21 protein-coding genes are annotated in these 22,860 nt (G+C 52.9%); 7 read left to right on the forward strand and 14 right to left on the reverse strand.

Annotated elements, in window-relative coordinates; translation table 11 throughout:
• Positions 1–10: 10 nt before the first annotated feature.
• The 10 genes from IPM28_05055 to rsmH form a co-directional block, all read right to left on the reverse strand.
• On the reverse strand, positions 11–841 hold the full coding sequence (locus tag IPM28_05055) for an FtsQ-type POTRA domain-containing protein (GenBank protein MBK9172362.1): 831 nt from the start codon (positions 839–841) through the stop codon (positions 11–13).
• Between the two features lie 39 nt (positions 842–880).
• On the reverse strand, positions 881–2,293 hold the full coding sequence (locus IPM28_05060; protein MBK9172363.1) for a UDP-N-acetylmuramate--L-alanine ligase: 1,413 nt from the start codon (positions 2,291–2,293) through the stop codon (positions 881–883).
• Positions 2,286–3,362, reverse strand: coding sequence for an undecaprenyldiphospho-muramoylpentapeptide beta-N-acetylglucosaminyltransferase (murG, locus tag IPM28_05065; protein ID MBK9172364.1), 1,077 nt, complete (start codon positions 3,360–3,362; stop codon positions 2,286–2,288). The genes IPM28_05060 and murG overlap by 8 nt, the downstream gene beginning before the upstream one ends.
• Before the next feature lie 12 nt (positions 3,363–3,374).
• Positions 3,375–4,532 (reverse strand): putative lipid II flippase FtsW, encoded by a 1,158-nt coding sequence (ftsW, locus tag IPM28_05070; GenBank protein ID MBK9172365.1) that lies wholly within the window; start codon positions 4,530–4,532, stop codon positions 3,375–3,377.
• Positions 4,533–4,562: 30 nt separating this feature from the next.
• A complete protein-coding gene (gene murD / locus IPM28_05075; GenBank protein MBK9172366.1) occupies positions 4,563–5,948 on the reverse strand; it encodes a UDP-N-acetylmuramoyl-L-alanine--D-glutamate ligase in 1,386 nt (461 codons plus the stop codon).
• A gap of 79 nt (positions 5,949–6,027) precedes the next feature.
• On the reverse strand, positions 6,028–7,179 hold the full coding sequence (locus IPM28_05080) for a phospho-N-acetylmuramoyl-pentapeptide-transferase (GenBank protein ID MBK9172367.1): 1,152 nt from the start codon (positions 7,177–7,179) through the stop codon (positions 6,028–6,030).
• Between the two features lie 60 nt (positions 7,180–7,239).
• Positions 7,240–8,691, reverse strand: coding sequence for a UDP-N-acetylmuramoyl-tripeptide--D-alanyl-D-alanine ligase (locus tag IPM28_05085; protein ID MBK9172368.1), 1,452 nt, complete (start codon positions 8,689–8,691; stop codon positions 7,240–7,242).
• Between the two features lie 4 nt (positions 8,692–8,695).
• Entirely contained in the window at positions 8,696–10,699 is a 2,004-nt protein-coding gene (locus tag IPM28_05090) for a penicillin-binding protein 2 (protein ID MBK9172369.1), read from the reverse strand.
• A 54-nt stretch (positions 10,700–10,753) separates the two neighbouring features.
• Entirely contained in the window at positions 10,754–11,356 is a 603-nt protein-coding gene (locus IPM28_05095) for a hypothetical protein (protein MBK9172370.1), read from the reverse strand.
• 16 nt (positions 11,357–11,372) lie between these two features.
• Positions 11,373–12,332, reverse strand: coding sequence for a 16S rRNA (cytosine(1402)-N(4))-methyltransferase RsmH (gene rsmH / locus IPM28_05100; protein MBK9172371.1), 960 nt, complete (start codon positions 12,330–12,332; stop codon positions 11,373–11,375).
• Between the two features lie 421 nt (positions 12,333–12,753).
• Between rsmH and IPM28_05105 the strand changes: the two genes are divergently transcribed.
• The 4 genes from IPM28_05105 (at position 12,754) to IPM28_05120 (ending at position 15,473) form a co-directional block, all read left to right on the forward strand.
• Entirely contained in the window at positions 12,754–13,554 is an 801-nt protein-coding gene (locus tag IPM28_05105) for a ZIP family metal transporter (GenBank protein ID MBK9172372.1), read from the forward strand.
• Positions 13,555–13,632: 78 nt separating this feature from the next.
• Positions 13,633–13,842 carry a hypothetical protein gene (locus tag IPM28_05110; GenBank protein ID MBK9172373.1) on the forward strand — a complete coding sequence of 70 codons (210 nt, stop codon included), beginning with the start codon at positions 13,633–13,635 and terminating at the stop codon, positions 13,840–13,842.
• Between the two features lie 163 nt (positions 13,843–14,005).
• The gene (locus tag IPM28_05115; GenBank protein MBK9172374.1) at positions 14,006–14,605 is read left to right on the forward strand and encodes a phosphatidylserine decarboxylase; all 600 of its coding nucleotides are present in this window, start codon (positions 14,006–14,008) and stop codon (positions 14,603–14,605) included.
• Positions 14,606–14,609: 4 nt separating this feature from the next.
• Positions 14,610–15,473, forward strand: a complete 864-nt coding sequence (locus IPM28_05120; protein ID MBK9172375.1) for a phosphatidylcholine/phosphatidylserine synthase — start codon at positions 14,610–14,612, stop codon at positions 15,471–15,473.
• 45 nt (positions 15,474–15,518) lie between these two features.
• On the opposite strand, the gene IPM28_05125 is transcribed toward IPM28_05120, so the two are convergent.
• Genes IPM28_05125 through IPM28_05135 form a run of 3 tightly spaced genes read right to left on the reverse strand, consistent with a single transcriptional unit; the run spans position 15,519 to position 19,370 of the window.
• Positions 15,519–16,910: an O-antigen ligase family protein gene (locus IPM28_05125; protein ID MBK9172376.1), complete on the reverse strand. Its 1,392-nt coding sequence runs from the start codon at positions 16,908–16,910 to the stop codon at positions 15,519–15,521.
• 36 nt (positions 16,911–16,946) lie between these two features.
• On the reverse strand, positions 16,947–18,239 hold the full coding sequence (locus IPM28_05130; GenBank protein ID MBK9172377.1) for a carbohydrate binding domain-containing protein: 1,293 nt from the start codon (positions 18,237–18,239) through the stop codon (positions 16,947–16,949).
• 6 nt (positions 18,240–18,245) lie between these two features.
• A complete protein-coding gene (locus IPM28_05135) occupies positions 18,246–19,370 on the reverse strand; it encodes a DegT/DnrJ/EryC1/StrS family aminotransferase (protein MBK9172378.1) in 1,125 nt (374 codons plus the stop codon).
• An 80-nt stretch (positions 19,371–19,450) separates the two neighbouring features.
• Here IPM28_05135 and nth point away from each other — a divergent pair, with 80 nt between their 5' ends.
• On the forward strand, positions 19,451–20,107 hold the full coding sequence (gene nth / locus IPM28_05140; GenBank protein ID MBK9172379.1) for an endonuclease III: 657 nt from the start codon (positions 19,451–19,453) through the stop codon (positions 20,105–20,107).
• Between the two features lie 58 nt (positions 20,108–20,165).
• On the opposite strand, the gene IPM28_05145 is transcribed toward nth, so the two are convergent.
• Positions 20,166–21,767 carry a M20/M25/M40 family metallo-hydrolase gene (locus IPM28_05145; GenBank protein MBK9172380.1) on the reverse strand — a complete coding sequence of 534 codons (1,602 nt, stop codon included), beginning with the start codon at positions 21,765–21,767 and terminating at the stop codon, positions 20,166–20,168.
• A 267-nt stretch (positions 21,768–22,034) separates the two neighbouring features.
• On the opposite strand from IPM28_05145, the gene IPM28_05150 reads away from it, so the two are divergent.
• Both IPM28_05150 and IPM28_05155 read left to right on the forward strand, forming a co-directional pair.
• Complete coding sequence (locus IPM28_05150; GenBank protein MBK9172381.1) at positions 22,035–22,448, forward strand: YbjQ family protein; 414 nt, start codon at positions 22,035–22,037, stop codon at positions 22,446–22,448.
• Between the two features lie 46 nt (positions 22,449–22,494).
• On the forward strand, positions 22,495–22,854 hold the full coding sequence (locus tag IPM28_05155) for a DUF1304 domain-containing protein (protein ID MBK9172382.1): 360 nt from the start codon (positions 22,495–22,497) through the stop codon (positions 22,852–22,854).
• The last annotated feature ends 6 nt before the right edge of the window (positions 22,855–22,860 follow it).

The following is a 22,860-nucleotide window of genomic DNA, read 5'->3' on the forward strand; positions in this document are numbered from 1 at the left end:
ACTATTGTGATTACCTAACTTTCTGGCTTTGATGCTTGTCAGTTCGAGGTGCCAGAATCATGTTCGATCCGACCAGATCGACTGCTTCGAACGTAGTGCCTTTGCCCGCGATCGCTTTTATGCCGCGGCTCAAATTCTCACCAAAATTGCTTCGTCCAACGGCGATCGAAACCGCATGACCCGAGTCGTCCAAAACAGCACGCGGCTCCTTCGGATCTGAAATATTTACGGCCTTGACCCGATCTGCAATTCCAAAGGTGACCCATTCCTCGAGCATCTTTCGATAGAGCTTTACGCGTTCCGGGTTTTCTCTATCGGCTCTTTCCGATTTTGATTCGTCCCAGCCGGTCATTACGAATGGAAGCGCGGCCTCATTCTTGTTTGCTCTCGCAAGTATCTTGCCATCAGCCCCGACCAAATGATCGCCATCAGAAAGCCTTACTATCGCCTTGGGTTCGTGTTCGATGACCTCGACCCGAATTCCGTTCGGAATCACTCGGGAGACTGACGCAGATCTGACGAAGGGCATCTTTTCGATCTGAGATCTGAGTTCATTGAGGTCGGCATTCCATACTCCGGTCCTGACGGTCTGCGATTCTACCAGTCGTTCGATGTTCTCTCTTGATGTACGGCTGGTGCCCCCGACCGCTACCGTCCTTACCTCAAAGAAGTCCGATGCGGTGACAGTTCGATAGCCCAGGTAAACCAAGGCCGCGATAAAACTTAGAATTACCGCACTCAGCAATATCGGAAAGACATTCCCGAATCTCGGAGCTGCCCCAGAACTTGAACGTTTAGGGCGCGTTGCACTTCTGGAACGCCTCTTTACCGGTCGCGCCATACTTCGCTTTAAAGCTTTTTGGCTCCTCGTCGCTGCCATCTACGCCGTTACGCCTCCGTCGTTCGAATTTGCTTGCCTGAGCTTTTCAATTATCTCATCAGATACACGCGTAACGCTTCCCGCTCCGAGGGTAATGACAAGATCGCCTTCGAGGAGCTCTGGAACAACCCGGTCAGCAGCTTTTTCTACGTCGCCGATATAGCTAGCGTTCTTATGGCCATGCTTACGAACATTTTCGGTAAGGACCTCGGCATTAACGCCCTCGATCGGCTGCTCGCTGGCAGCATAAATGTCCAGAACATAGAGAACGTCGGCATTGTTGAAAGCAAGTGCGAACTCGTCCATTAACTCTTGCGTCCTTGTATATCTATGCGGCTGGAAAACAACAACGGTCCTTCGACCGCTGGCAGCATTCTTTGCCGCTGACAGCGTTGCGAGTATTTCGGTCGGATGATGTCCGTAGTCGTCGACAACGGTGATCCCGTTAACGTCGCCTTTGAACTGGAAACGACGGTTAGCGTTCTTGAATCCGGTAAATGCCTCGGCGATCTTTTCGAACGGCACATCTAGTTCGAGTGCGACGGCCGTTGCGGCTAAAGCATTGTATACATTATGCTTGCCCGGCACCGGCAGGTCGATGTCGCCGAGCACCTCGGTCCCTTTCCAGACCGTAAAGTGCGATCCGAAATCATCTCCATACTTAATGTCATGTGCTGAGATATCTGCCTGGGCCGTCATGCCGTAAGTGACGCGGCGCCGCTTTATATTCGGGATCAACAATTGGACATTCGGATCGTCAAGGCAGATGATCGCTGCTCCGAAAAACGGTACCTTATTGACGAAGTCGGTAAAGCACTGAACGACATCGTCCATGCCCTTGTACGATTCCATGTGTTCTTTGTCGATATTCGTAACGACCGCGATCGTCGGATAAAGCATGAGGAAGGACCGATCGCTTTCATCGGCCTCGGTGACAAACCATTCTGATGTTCCGAGTTGCGCATTCGAACCGAGCGTATCGACCACACCCCCAACGACCGTCGTCGGATCTACACCGGCATGCTTTAAGATCGTCGCCACCATCGACGTCGTCGAGGTCTTGCCGTGTGTACCCGAAACAGCAACTGCGTAAGGCTTTAGCACCATCAACTCTGCCAGCATTTCGGCACGAGGTATTACCGGTATACCGTTCTCTTTCGCGATCAGGACCTCGGGGTTATCGTCACGAACTGCAGATGAGTAGACCACAACCTCGGCATCTCCGACATTTTCGGCCGAATGACCCTCGGTAATACGGATGCCGCATAGTTTTTCAAGGCGGTCAGTATTCTTCGATCTCTTGATGTCCGATCCTGACACCTCGAAGCCAAGATTAGCGAGTACCTCGGCTATCCCGCTCATTCCGATTCCGCCAACTCCGATAAAATGTATCTTCTTTACGTGTCTAAACATTCTTTTGTAACTCTTCGATCAGATCTACCGTTCGCTCTGCTGCATCGGATCTTGCAAGTGCTCGTGCCGATCTTTCCATCTGCGAGATCGTTTCCGGCGACGCCATCAACCGTCCGATCTCGGAAGCAAGTCGTTCTCCGTCAAGGTTCTGCTGTAGAAGCATGATCGTCGCTCCGGCTTTCTGCATCGCTTCAGCATTTTTTCGCTGATGATCGTCAGCAGCCGTCGGCAGCGGTATCATGATCGAAGCCTTGCCCGCAGCAGCAAGTTCGGCACAGGTCGTGGCTCCGGCTCGGCTGATGACAAGATCGGCATTTGCAAATTCCGCACACATATCGCTGATGAACGGTCGGATATCCGAATCCGCAAATGCGGACCGATTGTAGATCTCGCGGATCTTTTCGAAATCCGCCTCACCGGTCTGATGTACGACCGAGATCTTGCCTTTGTACTCTGCCAGGTGTTCGAGCGCATCAGCCATTGCATTATTGATCGCACGAGCTCCCTGCGAACCGCCGAAGATAAGAATACTGAAAACCTCGCCACGCACTTTTGGCTCGATTTCGAAGAACTCGTATCGCACCGGGTTGCCGGTAACAACGCCTTTGTTGCCAAAGTACGGCAAGGCCGCCTCGAACGTCAGGGCTGCCTTATCGATGAACCGTGCCAATCGCCGATTGGTGAAGCCCGGCAAAGCATTCGAGTCCATGACAAGCGTCGGTATACCCATTACTGCCGCCATTAATAACACCGGTCCCGAAACGTATCCGCCCGCTCCGACAACGACGTGGGGCCTGAACTGCCGGATCAACTGTCGTGCCTCGAGAAAGCTCTTCGGTAGAACAGCAAGGCCTTTTAGCTGCGCGACCAACCCGACACCTTTTAGGCCTGCGCTGTCGATGAGCGAAAGCTGAAACCCATTTTCGGGAACGATCTTCACTTCGAGGCCTCTAGCCGTGCCTACGAAGAGCACCTCCGAGTTCGCATCTCGGCGCAACACCTCTTTGGCGACCGCTATTCCCGGAAAAATGTGTCCGCCGGTTCCACCCGCGGCGATCAGGATCTTCATTATGTATCCAATCTACCTGAGCCCGTTCTTGTTCTTCTTTCGTCGGACCGGCCGATCGATCGGGCCTCCACTTTGAGAACTGTCGGCTGCAGATGCCTGAGAAATATTCAGGAGTATTCCGACGGCGACAAGCGTCACCAACACCGAAGAGCCTCCATAGGAAATGAATGGCAACGGGATTCCTTTCGCCGGAAGTATCGAGATCACGACGCTGATGTTAAAAAGTGCCTGAACAATAATCCCGGTGATCAGCCCGATACCGAGAAGCGTTCCAAACCGGTCCGGGGCCTTTATCGCCGCTCGGGCACCACGCCACAGCAAGAGGCCGAAGGCGATGACCAACCCCAAAGTCCCAAACAGTCCAAGTTCCTCGCCGACCACCGAAAAAATGAAATCAGAATGCGGATACGGAAGATAAAAAAGCTTTTGCTGGCCCTTCGCGAATCCCTCGCCGAATATCCCGCCTGACCCGATCGCATAAAGCGATTGGCATACTTGATAGCCGGCACCAGCCGCGTTGTCCGGATCGCATGGATCGATGAAAGCCCCGAGTCTCCTCAGCCTCCATGGTGCAAGCAATAGTGCGGCGGCTCCGATCAAAACCAGGCCGCCGACAACCGTCACTATGTGAAGAAACTTAGCACCGGCGGCAAAATAAACAGCCGCAAATATTGCACACAAGACGATCGTCGTACCCAGATCGGGTTCGAAAAACACCAATCCGCCAAGTAGCCCCAAGCAAGCAAGACACGGCAAAACGGTAGCACGGAGATCTCCGACCCGGTCGCTGTTGCGTGTCAGATAATACGCAAGGAATAGAGGCAACGCGATCTTGGCCATTTCGGACGGCTGCAGCGAAAACGAACCGAACCGAATCCATCGCCGCGCACCGTTTATCTCCGGGAACCCGTAGACTGCGATCAGTGCTCCAACGGTGACCGCAAGTACCGCGACGACCGCATAAGGATTATTGTATCGACGATAGTCGACGCGGCTCGCACCAAACATTAGAAAAATACCGGCAATAGTGAAAGCAAGCTGCTTGTAGAAATAGGTGAACTGCGTTGCTCCGGCCGATTCGTTGTGAGCGATCATTGCCGATGCGCTGTAGACCATCATCGTCCCGAAAACCGCGAGGCTCGCAGCTATCGCAAACATGATCCAATCCATTCGCAATTCTCGCATAGGAATCAATCTGAATCAGGCAACTTGCCCGCTCTGCTTTTCGCTGAGTTTCGCAACCTCAGCTTTGAAAACCGTCCCACGTTCTTCGTAACTTCTAAACATATCGAAACTTGCGCAGGCTGGGGCCAGCAAAACCGCATCGCCCATTCTCGCAAGCTCATATCCTTTTTCGACCGCGTCGCTTATTCCATTCGCACGGACAATAGGTGCCAGACCGTCGAGCTGGTGTTGGATGTTGTCGCCATCTTCACCGATCACGACCATCGCCCTTACAGACGAACTGATCAAGCCGCTCAGAGGCGAATACGGAGCGTTCTTTCCACGTCCGCCAAGTATGACGATCGTCTTGCCGATGCCGTCGCTAAGAGCTTCGAGGGCCTTCGCTGTTGCGTCGACCGACGTTGCCTTCGAATCGTTGTAAAACCTTATTCCGCGGATCTCAGCGACGAATTCGATCCGGTGCTCGACGCCCTTAAACGCAGCTACTGTTTTACGCATCGATCCGGGGTCGGCACCGCACGCCAATCCGGCAGCCAGAGCGGCCAATGTGTTCTCGACATTGTGAAGGCCGCGAATGAAGATCTCGTCGCGCGTGATCAACACCTTTTCTTTCGAATTCGCTCTCGCGACAAGATCGCGGTCCCGGAGAAAGAGGCCGGTTTCAAGTTCGCGTCTGACGCTAAACATGGTCACGTCGGCTCGGAGGCCCGACGCCCAGCTTGAGGTGGTCGGATCGTCCGCATTCAGTATCGCAATGTCGCTCGGCTCCTGATTCATGAAAATGCGGTGCTTTGCGGCCGCGTAATCGTTGAAACTGTCGTATCGGTCGAGATGATTCGGCGTGACGTTGAGACAAACCGCAACGTTTGGGCGAAAATCGACGATGGTCTCAAGCTGAAAGCTCGAAAGTTCGACGACGGTCCACGTTGCATCAGTCGAGGACCCGGCGAGACTTAACAAAGGTGTGCCGATGTTCCCGCCGACCTGAGTCTCAATACCTGCGTTTCTCAACAATTCGCCAATAAGAGTTGTTGTCGTCGTCTTCCCGTTCGATCCGGTGATGCCGACGATGCGGCCCTTCATGAAACGATAGGCGAGTTCGACCTCGCCAATGACCTCGCCGTCCTTTCGGTCAACGTACCGAGCCGGGATCGTGTTGGTGGGCACGCCCGGCGAGATCACGACAAGATCGATCTGGTCGAGAAGCCAGGACGGAAGCTCTCCGGAGATCAATCCTACGTTGTGACTTTCTTTTAACGAACGTGCGGCATCAGACCAGTTTTCGATATCGTTTCGGTCATGGAGAGCGACCACCGCGCCACGCTCGGCAAGAAACGTCGCAGACGCGATGCCCGACCGTCCCGCTCCAAGCACCAAAGATTTTCGTCCTTTGATCTCCATTTCAGACTTCGCCGTTGCTGGCCGATCCAATTCGTATTTCCCGATCCGCCGCGATCGCACCCCGATGATCTGACGTCCCCTAACGCAGTTTCAATGTCGATAGACTCAATAACGCGAAGAGGATCGCCACGATCACGAATCGGAACACGATCTTGGGTTCTTTCCAGCCCGAGAGCTGAAAATGATGATGCAGCGGCGCCTGCCGGAAGATTCGCTTCCCGACGCCCGTGCTGCGTTTCGTAAACTTGAAGAACGACACCTGAATCATCACCGATACTGCCTCGAGGATAAAAACGCCTCCGATAAACGGCAGCAGGAACTCCTGCTTGGTCAATATCGCTACTGTCCCAAGAGCTCCGCCGATCGCAAGCGAGCCGACGTCTCCCATAAATACTTCTGCCGGGGGCGCGTTGAACCAAAGAAACCCGAGGCTTGCTCCAACCATCGCCCCGCAAAAAACGGTCAGTTCGGAAGATGCTGGGTTGTGCGTCAGGTCAAGATATTCGGCCCACCGCCGATCACTCGCGACGTAGGTCAGAGCCGTTAGAGCAGACATCGCAATGAATGTCACACTCGTCGCCAGGCCGTCGAGCCCGTCAGTTAAATTCACCGCATTTGACGATCCCAACAGAACAAAAACGATAAAGATCAAATAAACAAAGGGGCCTACATAACTGATACTGATCGCAGGGTTGGTTTCGGCCGTTGCCTTGATGAACGGAACACTTATATTCCACGCGTAATTCGTCAAAAAGAACAAGACCGCCCAAATACCGACCGCGGTGAGCAATTGCCCTGCCAATTTCTGCTTTCCGGTCAACCCGAGGCTGCGTTTCTTGACGATCTTGATATAATCGTCCGCAAAACCTACAGCCGCGAACAGCGTTGTCGCGATCAGCGCAAGCCAAAGGAAAAGATTGTCGAGCCGTGCCCAAAGCAGCGTCGAGAGAAAGACCGACCCTATTATCAATATACCGCCCATCGTCGGGGTTCCTTTCTTTGCCTGATGTTCTGGCGAAAGCTCCTCGCGTATCTCTTGACCGACCTTCAGAGCATCAAGTTTGCGGATCACCGTTTTTCCAAGAAAGAGCGAGATCAAAAGCGCCGTTATCGTCGCCCAAGCCGTCCTAAACGTCACATACTGGAATACGTTAAGCCCCTTAAAGAAGTACGATTCGCTGCCGGCCCCGTACTGTCGAAATATTAGTTGGTATAAAACGTAGTAGAGCATGAGCAGTCTCTGGTTTCCCGATCATGGACAACAGAGGGCTTAGCGGATCGGTCTCCGCGTCTAAGCCTCACCAAGACCGTCCGCGCTTTTCTCCAGTTCAAATTTCTCTAACAGCTTTTCGATCACCTTTTCTGTCCGTACGCCTCGCGAACCTTTCACAAGTATCGCGTCGCCGGCTCTGACCCATCGAGACAATTTCTCACCGGCTTCGGCCGAGTCCGTCACAAATTCGGCATTGCCCAGTCCGCCACCTTTTGCACCCTCGACCAACTCCCTCGCCAATCCCCTGACCCCAATAAGGATATCGATCCCGGTGTTCGCGATCTTGTTTCCAGTGTCTCGGTGGATCAGAGCGGCATCATGACCAAGTTCGAGCATCTCGCCCGCGACGACGATCAGTCGTTTCGCATCTTCCGCACCAGCCTTCAAAGTCTGTACCATCGAGAGCAAAGCGTCCGGATTGGAATTGTACGAATCGTTGACGACGGTAAAACCCGCGGCAAAATGCAAGATCTCGCCACGCTGCGGCGGCGGTTCGGCAGACGACAACTGCGCGGCAATTTCGGCAGCAGTCATTCCGAATGCGTGACCGACGGCTGCGGCCGCCAATGCATTCGATATGTTGTGTCGACCGTTCAGCGGGAAGCTTACGCACGCCTCGCCTGACGGGAGCACCAGCGTAAACGAAGTCTCGCCAAACGAAACGTACTCGATATTCTTTGCATAAACATCAGCAGGATTTTCGATTCCGTAAGTGATTATCGATCCGCCGGCGAGGCTCGCCATGGCCATCACACGCGGATCATCCGCATTCAAGACCGCCTGTCCGCCAGCCTTCATTCCCTCTACGATCTCCGCTTTTGCCGCGGCGACATTTTCGATCGAACCGAGATGTTCGACATGGACCGGCAGCACGTTCAGAACGACCGAGTAATCCGGTGGAGTGACGCGGCATAACCGCTCGATCTCGTGCATCGGTGTGGACATCCCCATTTCGAGAACGGCAACGTCGAACGTTGGATCCTTTGCGAGATTCAAGACCGTCAACGGATGCCCTAGGCCATTGTTATAGTTCTTGATGTTCTTGAGAACTTTGCGGCCGGATCCCTCAAGCACGTGCGCCGTGAGTTCCTTTGCGGTCGTTTTACCAGCGCTCCCCGTGATCGCGACCACTGGCCGATTCCATTCCAAATAAACACCATGCGCAAGACGCTGGAGAGCCACGACGGTATCGTCGACAAACAGTATTCTGTCGGCAAGATCTTCGAGCTGCTCCCGGTGCTCTTCGAATCGATCAGACCGGACGACACACGCGATCGCACCTTGTTCCAAAGCACCTGGGACGTATTTGGTCGCGTCCTCAAAGTCGCCGTTAAAACCGTTATTGGCATAGTCGGGCTGCGAAAGGGCAAAAAAGACATCACCCGCCTGAACCTCGCGAGAATCGATCACGAATGAAACGACGTCACGCTCCGTCAAAGCGGGTTCCAGATTCGGCGCCGAAGCGTTCATATGATCAATTGCGGCTTTCAGTTTCAATGTGCTTTCCGATCCTCGAGTTCTGTTTATCGCTTTTTATATTTGGAGTTCCGGTCGTCTTCCGATCTATGACCTTTTTTGAAATTCTGCTCGCATCGGTATCCGATCTGGACGCCGCAGGCTTTCGGCCGACAATTGGCAACGACGGGCGTATCGCCTGAAGTTCATCCGATCCTACGGCCGAGTCATCTCCGAATCTATTTGTCTCGACCTCTCCGTTCCCGACCGGCTCAACGACTTCATCGCCCGAGTCCGCGAGAGTTTCTGCGATCTCGTCGCGGCGAACATTCAGTTCAGGCAGTATCCGTTCTGCGATCTCGCGGAATGCCGGTGCGGCTACGCTCCCGCCGTCACGACCGCCCGATCTTGGTTCGTCGATCACCACAGCGATCGTTACGTCAGGGTTGTCAGCAGGAGCAAATCCGATGAACGAGGATACATATTTCGCCGAATTCACCCGTTTAAGTTTCTCATCAAATTTCCACGCCGTGCCTGTCTTACCTGCGATCGTGTAACCAGCAACCTGGGCCCGTTTGCCCGTTCCGTTTAAAACGACCTGGCGGAGCATTTTGCGCAGATCTCTGGCTGTTTCGACACTTACGACCTGAGTTTTCTCGGGCCGGGTGACTGAAACAATGGTCTCATCAGATTGTCGGATTTCTTTAATTAAATGAGGCTGAATTCTGACGCCGTCATTTGCTATCGTCGCAAAAGCGTTTGCCATTTGCAACGCGGAAACACCAATTTCATAACCGATCGACATAGACGCCAGCGAGTCGCCAAACCAGCGTTCGATCGGCCTCACGAGACCCGGCGTCTCCGCGGGCAATTCTATGCCTGTCGCATTGCCGAAGCCGAATTTTTTGACCGTCGAATAGAAATCCTCGCGGCCGACACGAAGACTCGTCTTTATCGCCGCAACGTTGCTCGAAACAGCCATTGCTTTAGCGTATGAAATGCGGCCCAACGAGCCGTGGTCCTTGAATTTATGTTTCGCAACCTCGATCGTGCCGCCGCCAGTGTCGATCTCGGCCTCAGGCGAAATGAGGTCCTTCTCTAATGCGGATCCGTATGTGATCAGCTTAAAGACGGAACCGGGCGAATACATATTCTGAATAGACCCATTTGCAAGATTCTCAGCAGTAATGCCTTCAAGATCATTCGGATCGAAGGTTGGGTAGTTTGCCATCGCAAGCACTTCGCCTGTTTTGTTTGAAATGACGATCGCCATTCCTGCTTTTGCGTTCGAAGCGCGAACGGCTTTTTCTAGCGACTGCTCAGCGATATACTGAACGGTATTGTCGATCGTAAGAACGATATCTCTCGGCGGTTCTTTTTCAGAGACAAGCTCGTCATAGACCCGTCCCAGCCGGTCGCGCTCCTGCGTTCGTTTGATAACCGCTCCGTAAAGAATATCGTTCTGCGATTGCTCTATTCCGGCCTGACCGACACCGGCATGATTGCTGAAACCGACGACGTGAGCAGCAAGCGATCGATGCGGATAGCTCCGCTTCTGCTCATCTCGCCAATGCAGACCCGGAAACTTTGGTAGATCGGCTTTTTTAACGCCGCGACGTTCAAGATCCCGGTTCAGATTCTGCACGGCCTGTTCGTCAAGTCCCTTTGCGATAGGCACGAATCGCCGCTCAAGCGATCTGGCCTCTTCAAGCTGACCGGTTAGTTCTTTTGCGTTCAGCTTTAAAAGTCCCGACAGAGTTTTCGCCGTTTCCTCGACGTCTTCGATCTTGGTCGCGTCGGCGTAAAGCGTTTTCACATTGATACTTATTGCCAAAGCTCTCTCGTTCCGGTCGTAGATAGTGCCGCGAAGCTGTTTGGTCTGCTTTACATCACGTCGTTGGACGAGGGCCTTTTTACGCAGTTCTTCGTGCTGATTTACTTGAAGGTAGACCAGTCGCGTGCCAATCCCCGCGATCCACAGGACGAAAAACGCGACGATCAACATGAATCGAGTGAAGGCCACCTGTCGGAGATCGGTCCTTTTTTTGCGAGTTGCTCGAACGGCCATAAAAGTTACTTAACGGAGCTTTGCAACTGATAAAATACCGGCGGAATCGACTTTTGTGCGTGATTCGGTCACCTGGCGAGGACGACCATCTACCAACTGAGGTTCCCTTCGTGGGCTCGTTTCCGGCGAGACTACCGTTTTCGATCCGGCCTGCGGCCGAACCGACGCAGTTTTCACAACCTTTTTCCCGGATGCTTCGATAATTTCGAGCTCCGAGGGTACCGCCTCAGCCTGTTTTTTCTCCACCACTTCAGCCGACGAACGCACTTGCTCACTCAAACTGCTCATTGAAACAACGGCCGGTACCAGGCCAGCCTCGGTAAACCCATATTTCCGGGCAGCCTTAGTGATCTCAACGGGCGAGAGCGAGACCTCCTTGGCGAGCAGGAGCCTTCGCTTTTCTGATTGAAGGTCGTCCACCTGTTTCCTGAGCTTCGAATTCTTGAAACCGAGATCGATCGTCGCAAAGTGCTGAAGCGCGGCGAAAAAGAAGCCTATGGCCATCAGGGCTGCACAGAAGATCGTCAGCAGCAGGTAGCTCCAAGAAATGGGGCGAACTTCAGCCGTATTGGCCGATGTTCGTATCGCTCTGGTTTGATTTCTTTTTCTCATGACTATTCGAAGTTCTTTAGTTGGCACCTGCACCGATCTTCCTCACGGCCCGTAGTTTGGCACTTCTTGATCGTGGATTTGCTTTCAATTCGTCGTTGTCCGGTGTGATCGGGCGTTTTGTGATTATTTCGACCGTCTTTACTGCACCGCAAACACACTGTGGTATTCGCGGAGGACAGTAACATTTGCCGGACAGCTTCTGAAAAGTGTGCTTTACGATGCGATCCTCAAGGGAGTGAAACGTTATAACTGCAAGTATCGCCCTTGGCTGCAGCAATCCCGCAGAGTCGATAATGAATTGTTCAAGGATCTCGATCTCTCGATTGGCGGCTATCCGCAACGCCTGAAACGTTTTTGTAGCTGGGTGAACCTTGTCCCGCGGACCCTTCTTTATGACCGACGCCACCGTGTCGGCAAGCTGCTTGGTCGTCTTGATCGGCTCGCCTCGATCCCTCTTCTGTACGATCCTGCGTGCGATTCGCCGCGAGGCTCTTTCCTCGCCAAAATTATAAATAATGTTCGCGATCTCTTCTTCGGATCTCGATGCAAGAATTTCAGCGACCGTTTCTGAGCCGGAACCAGCATCCATCCTCATGTCCAATCGGGAATCGAACCTAAAACTAAATCCCCGATCCGGACTGTCAAACTGCAGCGATGAGACGCCCAGGTCGGCCAGAACGCCCGCGACCGAGTCGATTCCAGCTTCGCCGACGATCCGCCTGATCTCGCGGAAATTGCCGTACACGATCTTTGCTCGGTCGCCGAAGGCGGACAGCCGTTGACTTGCGATCGCTATGGCCTCTTCGTCCTGATCGATACCTAGGATGTCGATCGTCGGATATTGCGTGAGGAGCATTTGTGAATGACCGCCTAATCCAAGTGTCGCATCAACGATAGTTCCGGGCGCGATGTCGCCAAACAACGAGACAACTTCGTCAAGCAAAACGGGTTGATGGATGTTCTCAGTTTCGGCCATCGTTCGATTCAAAGAACCGTTTTTTAGAGACACCTGTAGTACAGCGTGATGCTTAACGCTTTCTTACGGCTCAAATTTTTCGGAAAGGTTGCGGAAGTGCTTTGTCCTCTATTCGCCCTGCTTGCGAACAAAAGGTCTTTTCCACGGTTCGATCAAATCGACATTTCGCCTACGGTCTCTGCTTAAGTGCTTAAGCATTCATTTTAGCTGCCGGGCATCTGAAAATCTCTGAAAACTGTCAATTAGCGAATGTCCACAAGCATCTTACGCCCGTTCTGTAAATTCTGTCAAGAGATAAAATGACGGATTACTTTAATCACTAGTTTAAGCAGTGCATTTGAAAACCTCGGGGGGTTTCGGTGCCCGAACCGACGTTTTCCTTTCGTGCGACAATACGGTAAAGTTGTGATTCGTTCGGTTTATGGATCCCATCCTTCTGCAATTGATATTATTTGGGGCACTAGCGGCCGCCGCCAATGTCCTTGGCGGATTGATACTTTTTCCCTCACGGTTACATTCAAACTACAAACCCGCCCTTAAATACCTTCTCGCTCTTGGAGCTGGTTTCATGTTGGCGGTCACGCTTTTTGAGATACTGCCGAAAACGATCTTGTTGTGGCAGGCCAAACATCCGGAATCGACCGGCAATCTGTATCCGCCAATGCTTCTGTTGCTTGCTGGCTACTTGCTTACTCAGTTTTTCGAGCATACGATCGCCCCGCATTTTCACCTTGGAGAAGAGGTCCATTCTGATCATGTCATTTCGGCCAGGTCGGCCTACACCGGGGTTGGAGGCTTACTGATCCACACGTTCTTTGACGGTGTTTCGATCGCGGCGGCAACTCTGATCGATATTAAGATCGGTTTTCTGGTCTTTATCGCAGTATTTCTTCACAAATTCCCTGAGGGTTTTACGATCGGATCGATGATCTTGGCCGCCGGCAAGGGTATTCGAGAAGTCATCGTTGCGACCTCGGTCATCGGTGCCGCGACTGTTTTGGGTGTTGCCGCGTTTTACGTTGTCGGCAACAACGTTGATGGCGCCGTTGCTTATGCGTTACCGGTTGCCGCGGGCGTCACACTGTACGTTGCTGCAAGCGACCTGATCCCCGAGGTCAACCATCACGGCGGAAAGCGTCCATTGGTTTCGCTTTCGGTATTCGGCGGTGTTGCGTTGTTTTTTCTTATCCACTTGGCGGTCCATGAGCTTTTCGAGCACTGATCGTGCCGAGGCCCCTAAAACAATGCGGAACTATTTGCCCGCTATTTCGTTAATTGTTATCGGAGGTGCTTTTCGACGATGCGAGAGCCAATTGTTGCAGGGATTTTGAGTCTTTTGGTGCCCGGTGTCGGTCAGATATACAACGGCCGTATCCTGATCGGCATTATCTGGTTGGTCTTGACCGGTGTTTCCTGGATCGGAACGGCCGGGTTATTGGGATGGGTGATCCATCTTATCTCGGCTTGGTGTGCATACAGCTATGCCAAGGATAACCCAGTGAGAGCGTAAAGTTATCTTCATACAATCCTCCTCTTGCCCGCCGTCTAGTCAACTGCGGGCGTTTTTATGTTCGCCAAACTTGCCTAAATTGTATAAGATGTTCGAAAGCATCAAGAGGTTAGATATACAGAGGTCGGTTCATCATGCTTCTGTTTCTAACCTCTAATTCATTATGGTCAAAGAAGGTCTTCCGTTCTTGATAGTGCCGGCTATCCTGGCATTGATCTTTGGTTACTTTCAGCTTTGGATCGTCGTTGCGGCATTCGTTATCGTTGCCGCGTTCATGGCCTACTTTTTCCGCGACCCGTTCCGCACAGTTCCCGAAGGCGACGACATCATAGTATCGGCAGCGGATGGAAAGGTCACACGGGTCGAAGAGAATGAGGATGGCAAATTTGTCAGTGTTTTTCTTTCGCCGCTTGATGTTCATATCAACCGTTCACCGATCGCAGGGGTCATTGAAAAGGCCGATTACATACGTGGAAAGAAATTACCTGCGACAAGTAACGAGGCAAGCTTCACGAACGAGCGCAATTCGCTCACGATCCGGGGCTCGAAGGTCACTGTTGTATGTACACAGATCGCCGGCATCGTCGCGCGTCGGATCGTTTGTTGGAACAAGGTCGGCGATGAACTAGGTCTCGGTCAAAAATTCGGCCTGATCAAGTTTAGTTCAAGAACCGACCTTCTGATGCCATTGAATGTTGATGTTCTTGTGAGTGTGGGCGACCGCGTTGTGGGTGGTGAGACGATCATTGCCAGGATCAAATAACCCGATGGAAAACGAAGAGCCGAAATCGGTTCACAAGGGAATTAAAAAAGGCCTTTATGTGATACCGACCGCGTTTACGGCGGGCAACATCGCTTGCGGATTTCTTGCCGTGCTCTGGTCGATCCGCGGCTTTCACCTGGTGTTTACAGATCCGGTAGCGGCGTCAGGATATTTTAATTACGCGGCGGTTGCGATCGGCCTTGCCATACTCTTCGATACACTCGATGGCCGCGTTGCGCGAATGACAAAAACGGCGACCGAGATCGGTGTCCAGTTCGACTCGCTGGCCGACGTCCTCACTTTCGGTATAGCTCCCACTTCGCTTATCTTCAGTTGGGCGTTTGCTCCGACTTTTGCCGAAAATACCTCGGAATACGGATTCGGCGTATTTTTACTGTTCATGTATATCATGTGCGGCGCGTTTCGGCTTGCAAGGTTCAATATCCAGTCAACACGACCGCGGGTGCTGATCGAGGGCACTCCGAAACTGGACAAAAAGAACTTTGTTGGACTGCCAATTCCACCGGCCGCCGGTCTGCTCGCTTCGATCGTGCATTTTTCTCCAATGCCGCTGAGTTCGCACGGCCAAGGACTTTCTAGCTTTTACGCGCTTTTGATGATGGTTCTGATCGCCGTGCTGGGTGTTCTTATGGTAAGCACACTAAGATACACAAGCTTCAAATCGGCCGGTGCCGGCAGACGCAATCTTTATCTGGTATTGGTGATCGCTGCGGTTGGGATGCTGATTTGGCTATACTCAGAATACGTACTCCTGATACTCTCGGCGGCCTATGTATCACACGGCATTGTCTGGCACATCCTGACTCTTTTCCGGCGGCCCACTGAGGAAAAACCGGCGGAAGCGTAGTACCCTAGGTCAACAACCTGTCATCCAATCGCATCCCGCGAGACACTATTCATGTACACGTTTAAATTCGGCGATCGTCGGCTTCTGCAGATCATCAAGCGACCGCCGAGGCGTACGACGCATGCGTCGGTGACGATCGGTTGCATCCTCTACATCGTCTTTGTAAGAGAAACCCGCCGCGATCAACAGCGTCAATAGCAGTAGAAACAAAAGTGCAACGGCGGTCGTGTGGAGCACGAAATCAAAAATACTGTGAACCAGCAAGGCAGAGATCCCAGAAAAAGCGCCGATAGCGATGCCTCGTCTATAAGTAATATCTATCTGCGATGATCTCAAACCCGTTCTGATGACGAGCCACAGAAACCCGACACCGATCAAAAATCCGATAATCCCACCGTCCGCAACAACCTGTAAATAATCGTTATGGGCCTGTTCGACCCGTTCGAGCCCGCTGTACGAGTCAAAGGCAGTGTACGCCACGCCAAATGCTCCAAAGCCGGCACCGAATGGCATGTGAGCTCCGATCACGCGTATGGCAACGCCCCAAATATGCAGCCGATCGGTAGTTAAATCCTTTGAAGCCGAGGTTTCGGCGATTCTTGTAAGCGATGTATCGCCGCCAACAAAGAAAGCACCGCCTGTGATCGCGGCGATCAGGGCGATCGCCAGCCCCAGCCGGAGCACGATGTTTCGCTTTGTCCGCGAGCCAAGAGTAAGAATAACAAGCAGTATCAATTGACTAATGAACGCAACGAGCCCGCCGCGCGACCCGCTTAATAACAATGCCGCCCCCATCAATGCAATAGCGGTCACGTAGAGCAATCGTTTATCGCGCGTGACGGCGCCTGCAAACAAGAGGCCGAGCGGTATCGAAAGCGTCATCTCCATGAACGCCGCAAAATTGTGGCGATTTACGAAAGAACCGAACGGGACCGCAAACCGAGTTTCGTAGATGCCGTATATCCTGTCAGGACTAAGTACCGACTGCAGAACTGCGAAAAACGCAAAGCCAAATCCAAAGACCGTTACGAGCATAGCCGCACGTCGAATTCGTGCGGCGCTGTCCAACAAAACAAGTGATGCAGAGAAAAAGAACGCTAAAGCAAAGAACTGTATGGCCGTCAGTTTCGTGGAAAACGGGTCGACCGAGATCGTTCGTGGTATTCCGTTCACTCCGGCGATATCTGCGATCGATCCGAAGGGTAAGATCTGAATAAGACTATAAATCGCAACGGCGAATAGCGGCAGCTGCAATACGCTCGGGCTGATCCGTACAACGCCCGACTTGACGGCATCGACTACCCAAAGGACCATCAATGACGCTACGGCTAAATAAAATATGACAATGACCGGTTGATGCACGCCACCATAAGCCAGAGTCGTGAAGGCCACGATCCCAAACATCAATACAAATGCTGTTTTGTTCGCCCAGGTCATTCTTTGATCGGTCTTCCGAAAGATGTCGTCGTCTGCTCAACGCCGGGAGAGAGCGAAATCGTCATACCAGAACGTTCCGGCGATCGGACACTCGCCGCCACAAAACGTCCGGGCAGTACGTATCGAGATGCCGGTGCAATCGGCCGGCACAGTAAAATCAATTGTCTTTTGTTCCCAATCGGACGTGCCGTTCGCAAACGGCTCGGTCGCACCGAGAATGGCGCCGTCATTCATATTGGTCACCTGCAAGATGGGTGGGCCGCCACTTCGCAGATTCTCGGTCCGAACCCAAAACGTAAGCCGGTAATCGGTACCGGATTCCACCGCAATGATCTGAACTACGTTGTGCAATTCCGGCTTGATGTAGCCCTTAAAAGTGACCTTAAGACTCCTGGCACCCTCTCTTTTCACTCCAGAATCGACCGACGCCTCGAAGCGCGCATCGCCGCGATAGACGTTCCAGCCAAACAACGTATCGTCCGGACTGCCGAGAAATTTCTCAAATCCCCCGTTTGAAACAGCGCCGATGGATGCCTCCGGATCGATTCCGGCCTGCTTCGCGAATTCTAGCGCTTCGCGAAACGATAGTTTGTCGTAGAGACCTTGAGCCATTATCCGCGGCAAACGCGGATCAGCCGCTTTTTGCTCTTCACTGAGCAAGTTCCAATTTCGAAGCGCGTCTGCGGCGGCACCGCGAACTGCATAGAACATTGCAAGACTCGACCTGATGTCCGGGGCATCGCCAGCGAGCTTTTCGACCATCGATGGATCTTTCCCGAAATAATCCCATGCGAGTGCAAATACCTGTTCGCGATACACGCTGCTTTTTTCGGTTGTCTTTATGAGTTCGGCGAATGCTTCGTCAGTCCGGCGCTGCCGAAGATAAAAGTTACCAAGCTGCCAACGCGGAAAAGTGTAAGCCGGCGCCAGTTCGACCGCTCGAAGCAATGCACGTTCAGCCTCTGCCGGCCTTTCTGTCTGTTCGTAGGCTCGGCCAAGTTCGATCCACCAGCGAAAGTCGTTCGGTGCGATGCGTACAATGTTCTCGATCAACCGTGTCGATGTCTCAAAGCTCTCTGTACCGAAGTTCTCGCGCTCCTTGCTTGCCAATAACCAAATAGCAAAGGGATCGGAAGGTGAAATACCAACGGCAAGCTCGGCGATCTCGCGAGCGTCCGGTTGATTCACTTGCGTGATCTCTGCAAAGAGATTGCCGATCTGCCAGCGCACCCCGAACCAAACGAACAAGATCGCGATGACGATCGTTAAGATGATGGTCGCGCGTGCCGCAAATGAACTCGTTTCTAAAATTATTAGTGGACTGTTCAACGGTTCTTAATTCTCTCTACGATAAAAGCGGCCGATCGTCTCGACCACATATTCCTGTTGATCGGCTCGCAACTCCGGATAAATCGGCAACGCGAGCGTCTCGGCGGCTGCCCTTTCCGATTCCGGAAAGTCGCCCTTACTATGACCGACGAAAGCGAAACACTCCTGCAAGTGAAGCGGAACGGGGTAATAGATATCGGTTCCGACGCCGTTTTCGGACAAATATTCGCGCAAAGCATCCCGAAAATTCGGGACGCGGATCACGTACTGATTGTAAATATGCCGGCACGCTTCCCTTTCAACCGGCAGACCTATTTCCTTGGTCAATCCGAAATCCGAGAACAGCTGCCGGTATCGAAGCGCGTTTGCCCTGCGGGCATCTGACCACGCATCAAGGTGAGGTAATTTAACGCGCAGTATCGCACCCTGAAATCCGTCGAGACGCGAATTAAGTCCGACCCATTTATGGTAATAGCGCTCCTTTGAACCGTGAACGCGTAGCGCGAGCAGCTTCTCGGCTATCCTGTCGTCGCTCGTGGTCATGAATCCACCGTCGCCCATCCCGCCGAGATTTTTTGAAGGATAAAATGAAAAGCAGCCGATCTCGCTCATCGCTCCAGCCCGAACGCCATTTTCGTCGGCCCCGATCGCTTGTGCCGCATCTTCAATAACCGGAACACCGTGCCGTTTGGCAACCTCGTTAAGTGCCGCCATATCAGTGCACTGTCCGAAAAGATGAACAGGCTGAATGGCCTTTGTCCGTTCGCCTATTTTTGCTTCGACCTGCGAAACATCAAGGTTGTATGTGAGCGGATCGATGTCAACGAATACCGGGGTGGCTCCGACACGGGTGACCGCACTGACCGTCGCAAAAAAACTATACGGGGTCGTGATCACCTCGTCTCCCGGGCCGACATCAAGAGCCATCATGGCAAGAAGAAGAGCATCACTTCCGGACGCACATCCGATCGCATACTTTGTACCGCAATAGCCGGCAAGCTCGCATTCAAGCTCAGCAACCTCGCTCCCAAGGATAAATGCGTTGGTGTCGAGTACGCGGCCAAGCGCAGCTTCGATCTGAGACCTCAGGGCTGCGTTCTGTTCTTTGATATCCAGGAGCGGAACATTCATCGGCTTCTTTGACAAAATCAAATCTTACCGAAACTCCGGTCGATTTGCATTTTTCGACCGTGCATTTTAGCCTAGCCTGAATGTTGCGAGATAAAACTAAACAGGCCGCTGAGATCATAAATCGGCTCGCGAAGGCCTATCCTGATGCACACTGCGCGCTCGATCATTCCAATGCATTCGAATTGCTGGTCGCTACGATATTGTCAGCTCAATGCACAGATGAACGAGTAAACATCGTAACTGCGAACCTTTTTCGCAAATACCGAGGCCCCCGCGATTTCATCGCCGTATCGCAGCAAGAACTTGAAAAAGACATCCATTCGACGGGCTTTTTCCGTAACAAAGCAAAGAACATAAAAGCTGCGTGTGAAAGGATCGTAGAGACGTTCGGAGGTGAGGTGCCAAAGACAATGGATGAGCTGCTGACACTCGGAGGGGTTGCCCGCAAAACGGCTAACGTCGTGCTCGGCAACGCTTACGGCATCGCGTCGGGCGTTGTCGTCGACACACATGTCTCCCGGCTGTCTCAGCGGCTCGGATTGACAACTGAAAAGACGGCCGAAAAGATCGAACGCGATCTCGAACGACTCGTGCCGCGCAAACACTGGATAATGTTTCCGCACTGGCTCATCACTCACGGACGCCGGATATGTAACGCTCGCAAGCCAAAATGTACGGAATGCATTCTAGCAAACATATGCCCGAGCCGAGAGCTCTTTGACCCAGCGGCAAAATAGAATGAGGCCGCCGCATTCGACGACCTCGCACGAAAGACCTCGAACGGTCGAACGCGTCTTAATTGCGCGAAGGCGGTGCCGGAGGCATGGCTTCTTTGGCAAATCGCGGCAACAGTTCGTCGCGCATCGCCAGCTGATAAACCGCCGCGGCGATAACGATCGCACTCTGCTGCAGATCGCTCTCGATCAATCGTTCATATGTATCAAGGTTGGTATGCCACGTATGTGTCTGATACTCGATCGGGTCGAGAGCCGTACCGATACCCGGCAACCCGGCAGCATTGAACGAGGTGTGATCCGAACCGCCAAGCCCGCGGCTACGCGTTGCGATCGCACCAGCCAAACCGAAATCGGCAAATGGTGTCCCGATTTCGCGAAGGATGGTTGCAGCTTCAGGTGGTCCGAACACGGTCAAACCGCGAATACGTCCGGTCCCGGTGTCATGATTGAAGTATCCGCCGAATTTCGACCAGTTCGGGGTCGGATTCTCAGCAGTTCCAAAATGCTTCGCGACGTAAGCCTGCGACCCGAGCAAGCCCTGCTCTTCACCGCTCCATAATGCTACGCGGATGGTCCGACGCGGCTTGACGCCGAGAGCCTTTAGAATCCGTGCAGCTTCCATCATTACGGCACAGCCGGTAGCGTTGTCGGTCGCACCGGTCGCTGCATGCCAGGAGTCGAGGTGGCCGCCAAGCATTATCACTTCGTCTTTCTTATCGGTCCCGACGATCTCGGCGACCGTATTGTAGGCCGTTGCCCCCTCCGGAAAGAGCTTGTTTCGAATGTCGAACTCGAGTTCGACCGTACGTCCCATTTTCGCAAGCCGAACTATCCGGCCGTAATCTTCGTTTCGCATCACAACGGTCGGAACGACCTTTGTCGCATCGTAAGTGTTGTTGCCGAACGCCCTTATCTGTCCGTGCTCCCGGCCCGCGTCATTGATCCGGACGGCAACACCAGAATCGATCAGAAACTGATTGACCTGAGCACCCAACTGCTGAAATGTGAGTGCTCCCGGTTTCGGTGGCTGCGGTGCGGGCGGTGTAAATTGCGGTCCGGCCGGCTGTGCGGCATTTGGGTCAAATCTCTGTTTAGCGACATCGTCGGCAATGCGTTTCGCAGGTGGATTTAGATTGAGGGCCACACGATTTGGGTCGCCCAAAACTACCATCGCACCTTTCAAGCTTGAACGAACGCTGTTGAAATAGGCAGTCAGTTCATCCTGCGTCGGCCGCATCGGGATCGTTAGCTGGACAACCGGTCCTTTGACCGGGCCGGGTGTGCTGGGTGTCCACGCGAGCACTTCAAATACAAGTGAATCCTGTACCGGAGCGGTAATGAATCCGTAAGCCCTTTCATTGACCCATCCGGGATTGCCCCAATTCCAAGGCTCGAGAGCGGCATTCTCCAATCCCCATTCGGTCATCTGTTTCGCAGCCCATTCGCCGGCCGCCTTAAGCTGAGGGGAACCTGTGAGACGAGGACCATATACATCCGTCAGTATCTGGATGGTCTTCATTACTTGCGAATTCTTGGTCCCTTCTTCGCGGATACGGGCGTTGATGTCGGCCGCAGGCTGCGCAAAACTCAAGCTGGGAAGGACGATCGCCTGCAACGCGAACAATACACAAATACTCTTCAAATTCTTCGATTTTCTCATTTTTCTTTTTCTTATTGACCGGCCTTGCCGGTTATGTTGATACTCTGCAAACTGACGCCTTCAGCGGCCTCGCCGAGTGACGAAGCCGAAACGAATGCCTAAGCAAACGGAATGAAACACTTACTTATACTGTATCATCGGCGGACTGGTTTCAAAAAAGTGACGAAAGGTATACCAAAGGTGACGAGCGGCCGATCGTTTCTAATGGCCCGGACGAGAAGCGGTGTGTCCTTTGCCGAACCGGTGGATTGTATTATTATCGCCGCTATGAAAGACGAAATAAAGGCTCGCGCGCCCTATCGCGTAAGTGACCCGCGTTATTCGGTCTCGCCGCAAATGGTAACGACGGCATTCGACGTCCCCGGTTTTCGTGTCGTTCAAAACCTCGGCGTGGTCCGCGGAATTGTCGTTCGTTCGCGCTCTATCGTCGCGAACATCGGAGCTTCGCTTCAGACTCTCGTTGGAGGCAATATCACGGCGTGGACCAACCTCTGCGAGCAGACACGAGCCGACGCGTTCGACATCATGATCCAGCACGCATCCGAAATGGGTGCGAATGCGATAATCGGCGCGCGATACGACGCGACCGAGATCGCAGCTGGAGCTGCCGAAGTCCTTGCGTATGGAACGGCAGTGATCGTCGAACCGCTTGAGGGCTCAGAAACGATCTATGATTCATGAACGTCCGCAAATGCCTGTTTCTAAATGATTTTCCAAGGAGACAAGAATGAAATCGATCGCCGGTGTCCTGACTGCTTTGGTTGCTATTGAGCATCTCGGCATTCTTGTCCTAGAGATGTTCTTTTGGGACCATCCGGTCGGCCAACGAATATTCGGAATGACGCCCGAGGTCTCTGCAGCATCGGCAACTTTGGCAGCTAATCAAGGCCTGTATAACGGTTTTCTGGCGGCTGGACTGGTATGGGGTCTCTTGTCTGCGCGGCGTGATCTAAAGATCTTCTTTCTCGGCTGTGTCGTCATCGCAGGTATCTTTGGTGGATTGACGGCAAAGACCTCAATATTGTTTTCACAGGCTTTGCCTGCACTCATTGCTTTGCTTTCGGTCTTGTTAACAGATAGAGAGTAGCTTCGG

The organism is Chloracidobacterium sp., assembly GCA_016716305.1.
In the GTDB taxonomy this organism is placed as follows: Bacteria; Acidobacteriota; Blastocatellia; order Pyrinomonadales; family Pyrinomonadaceae; genus OLB17.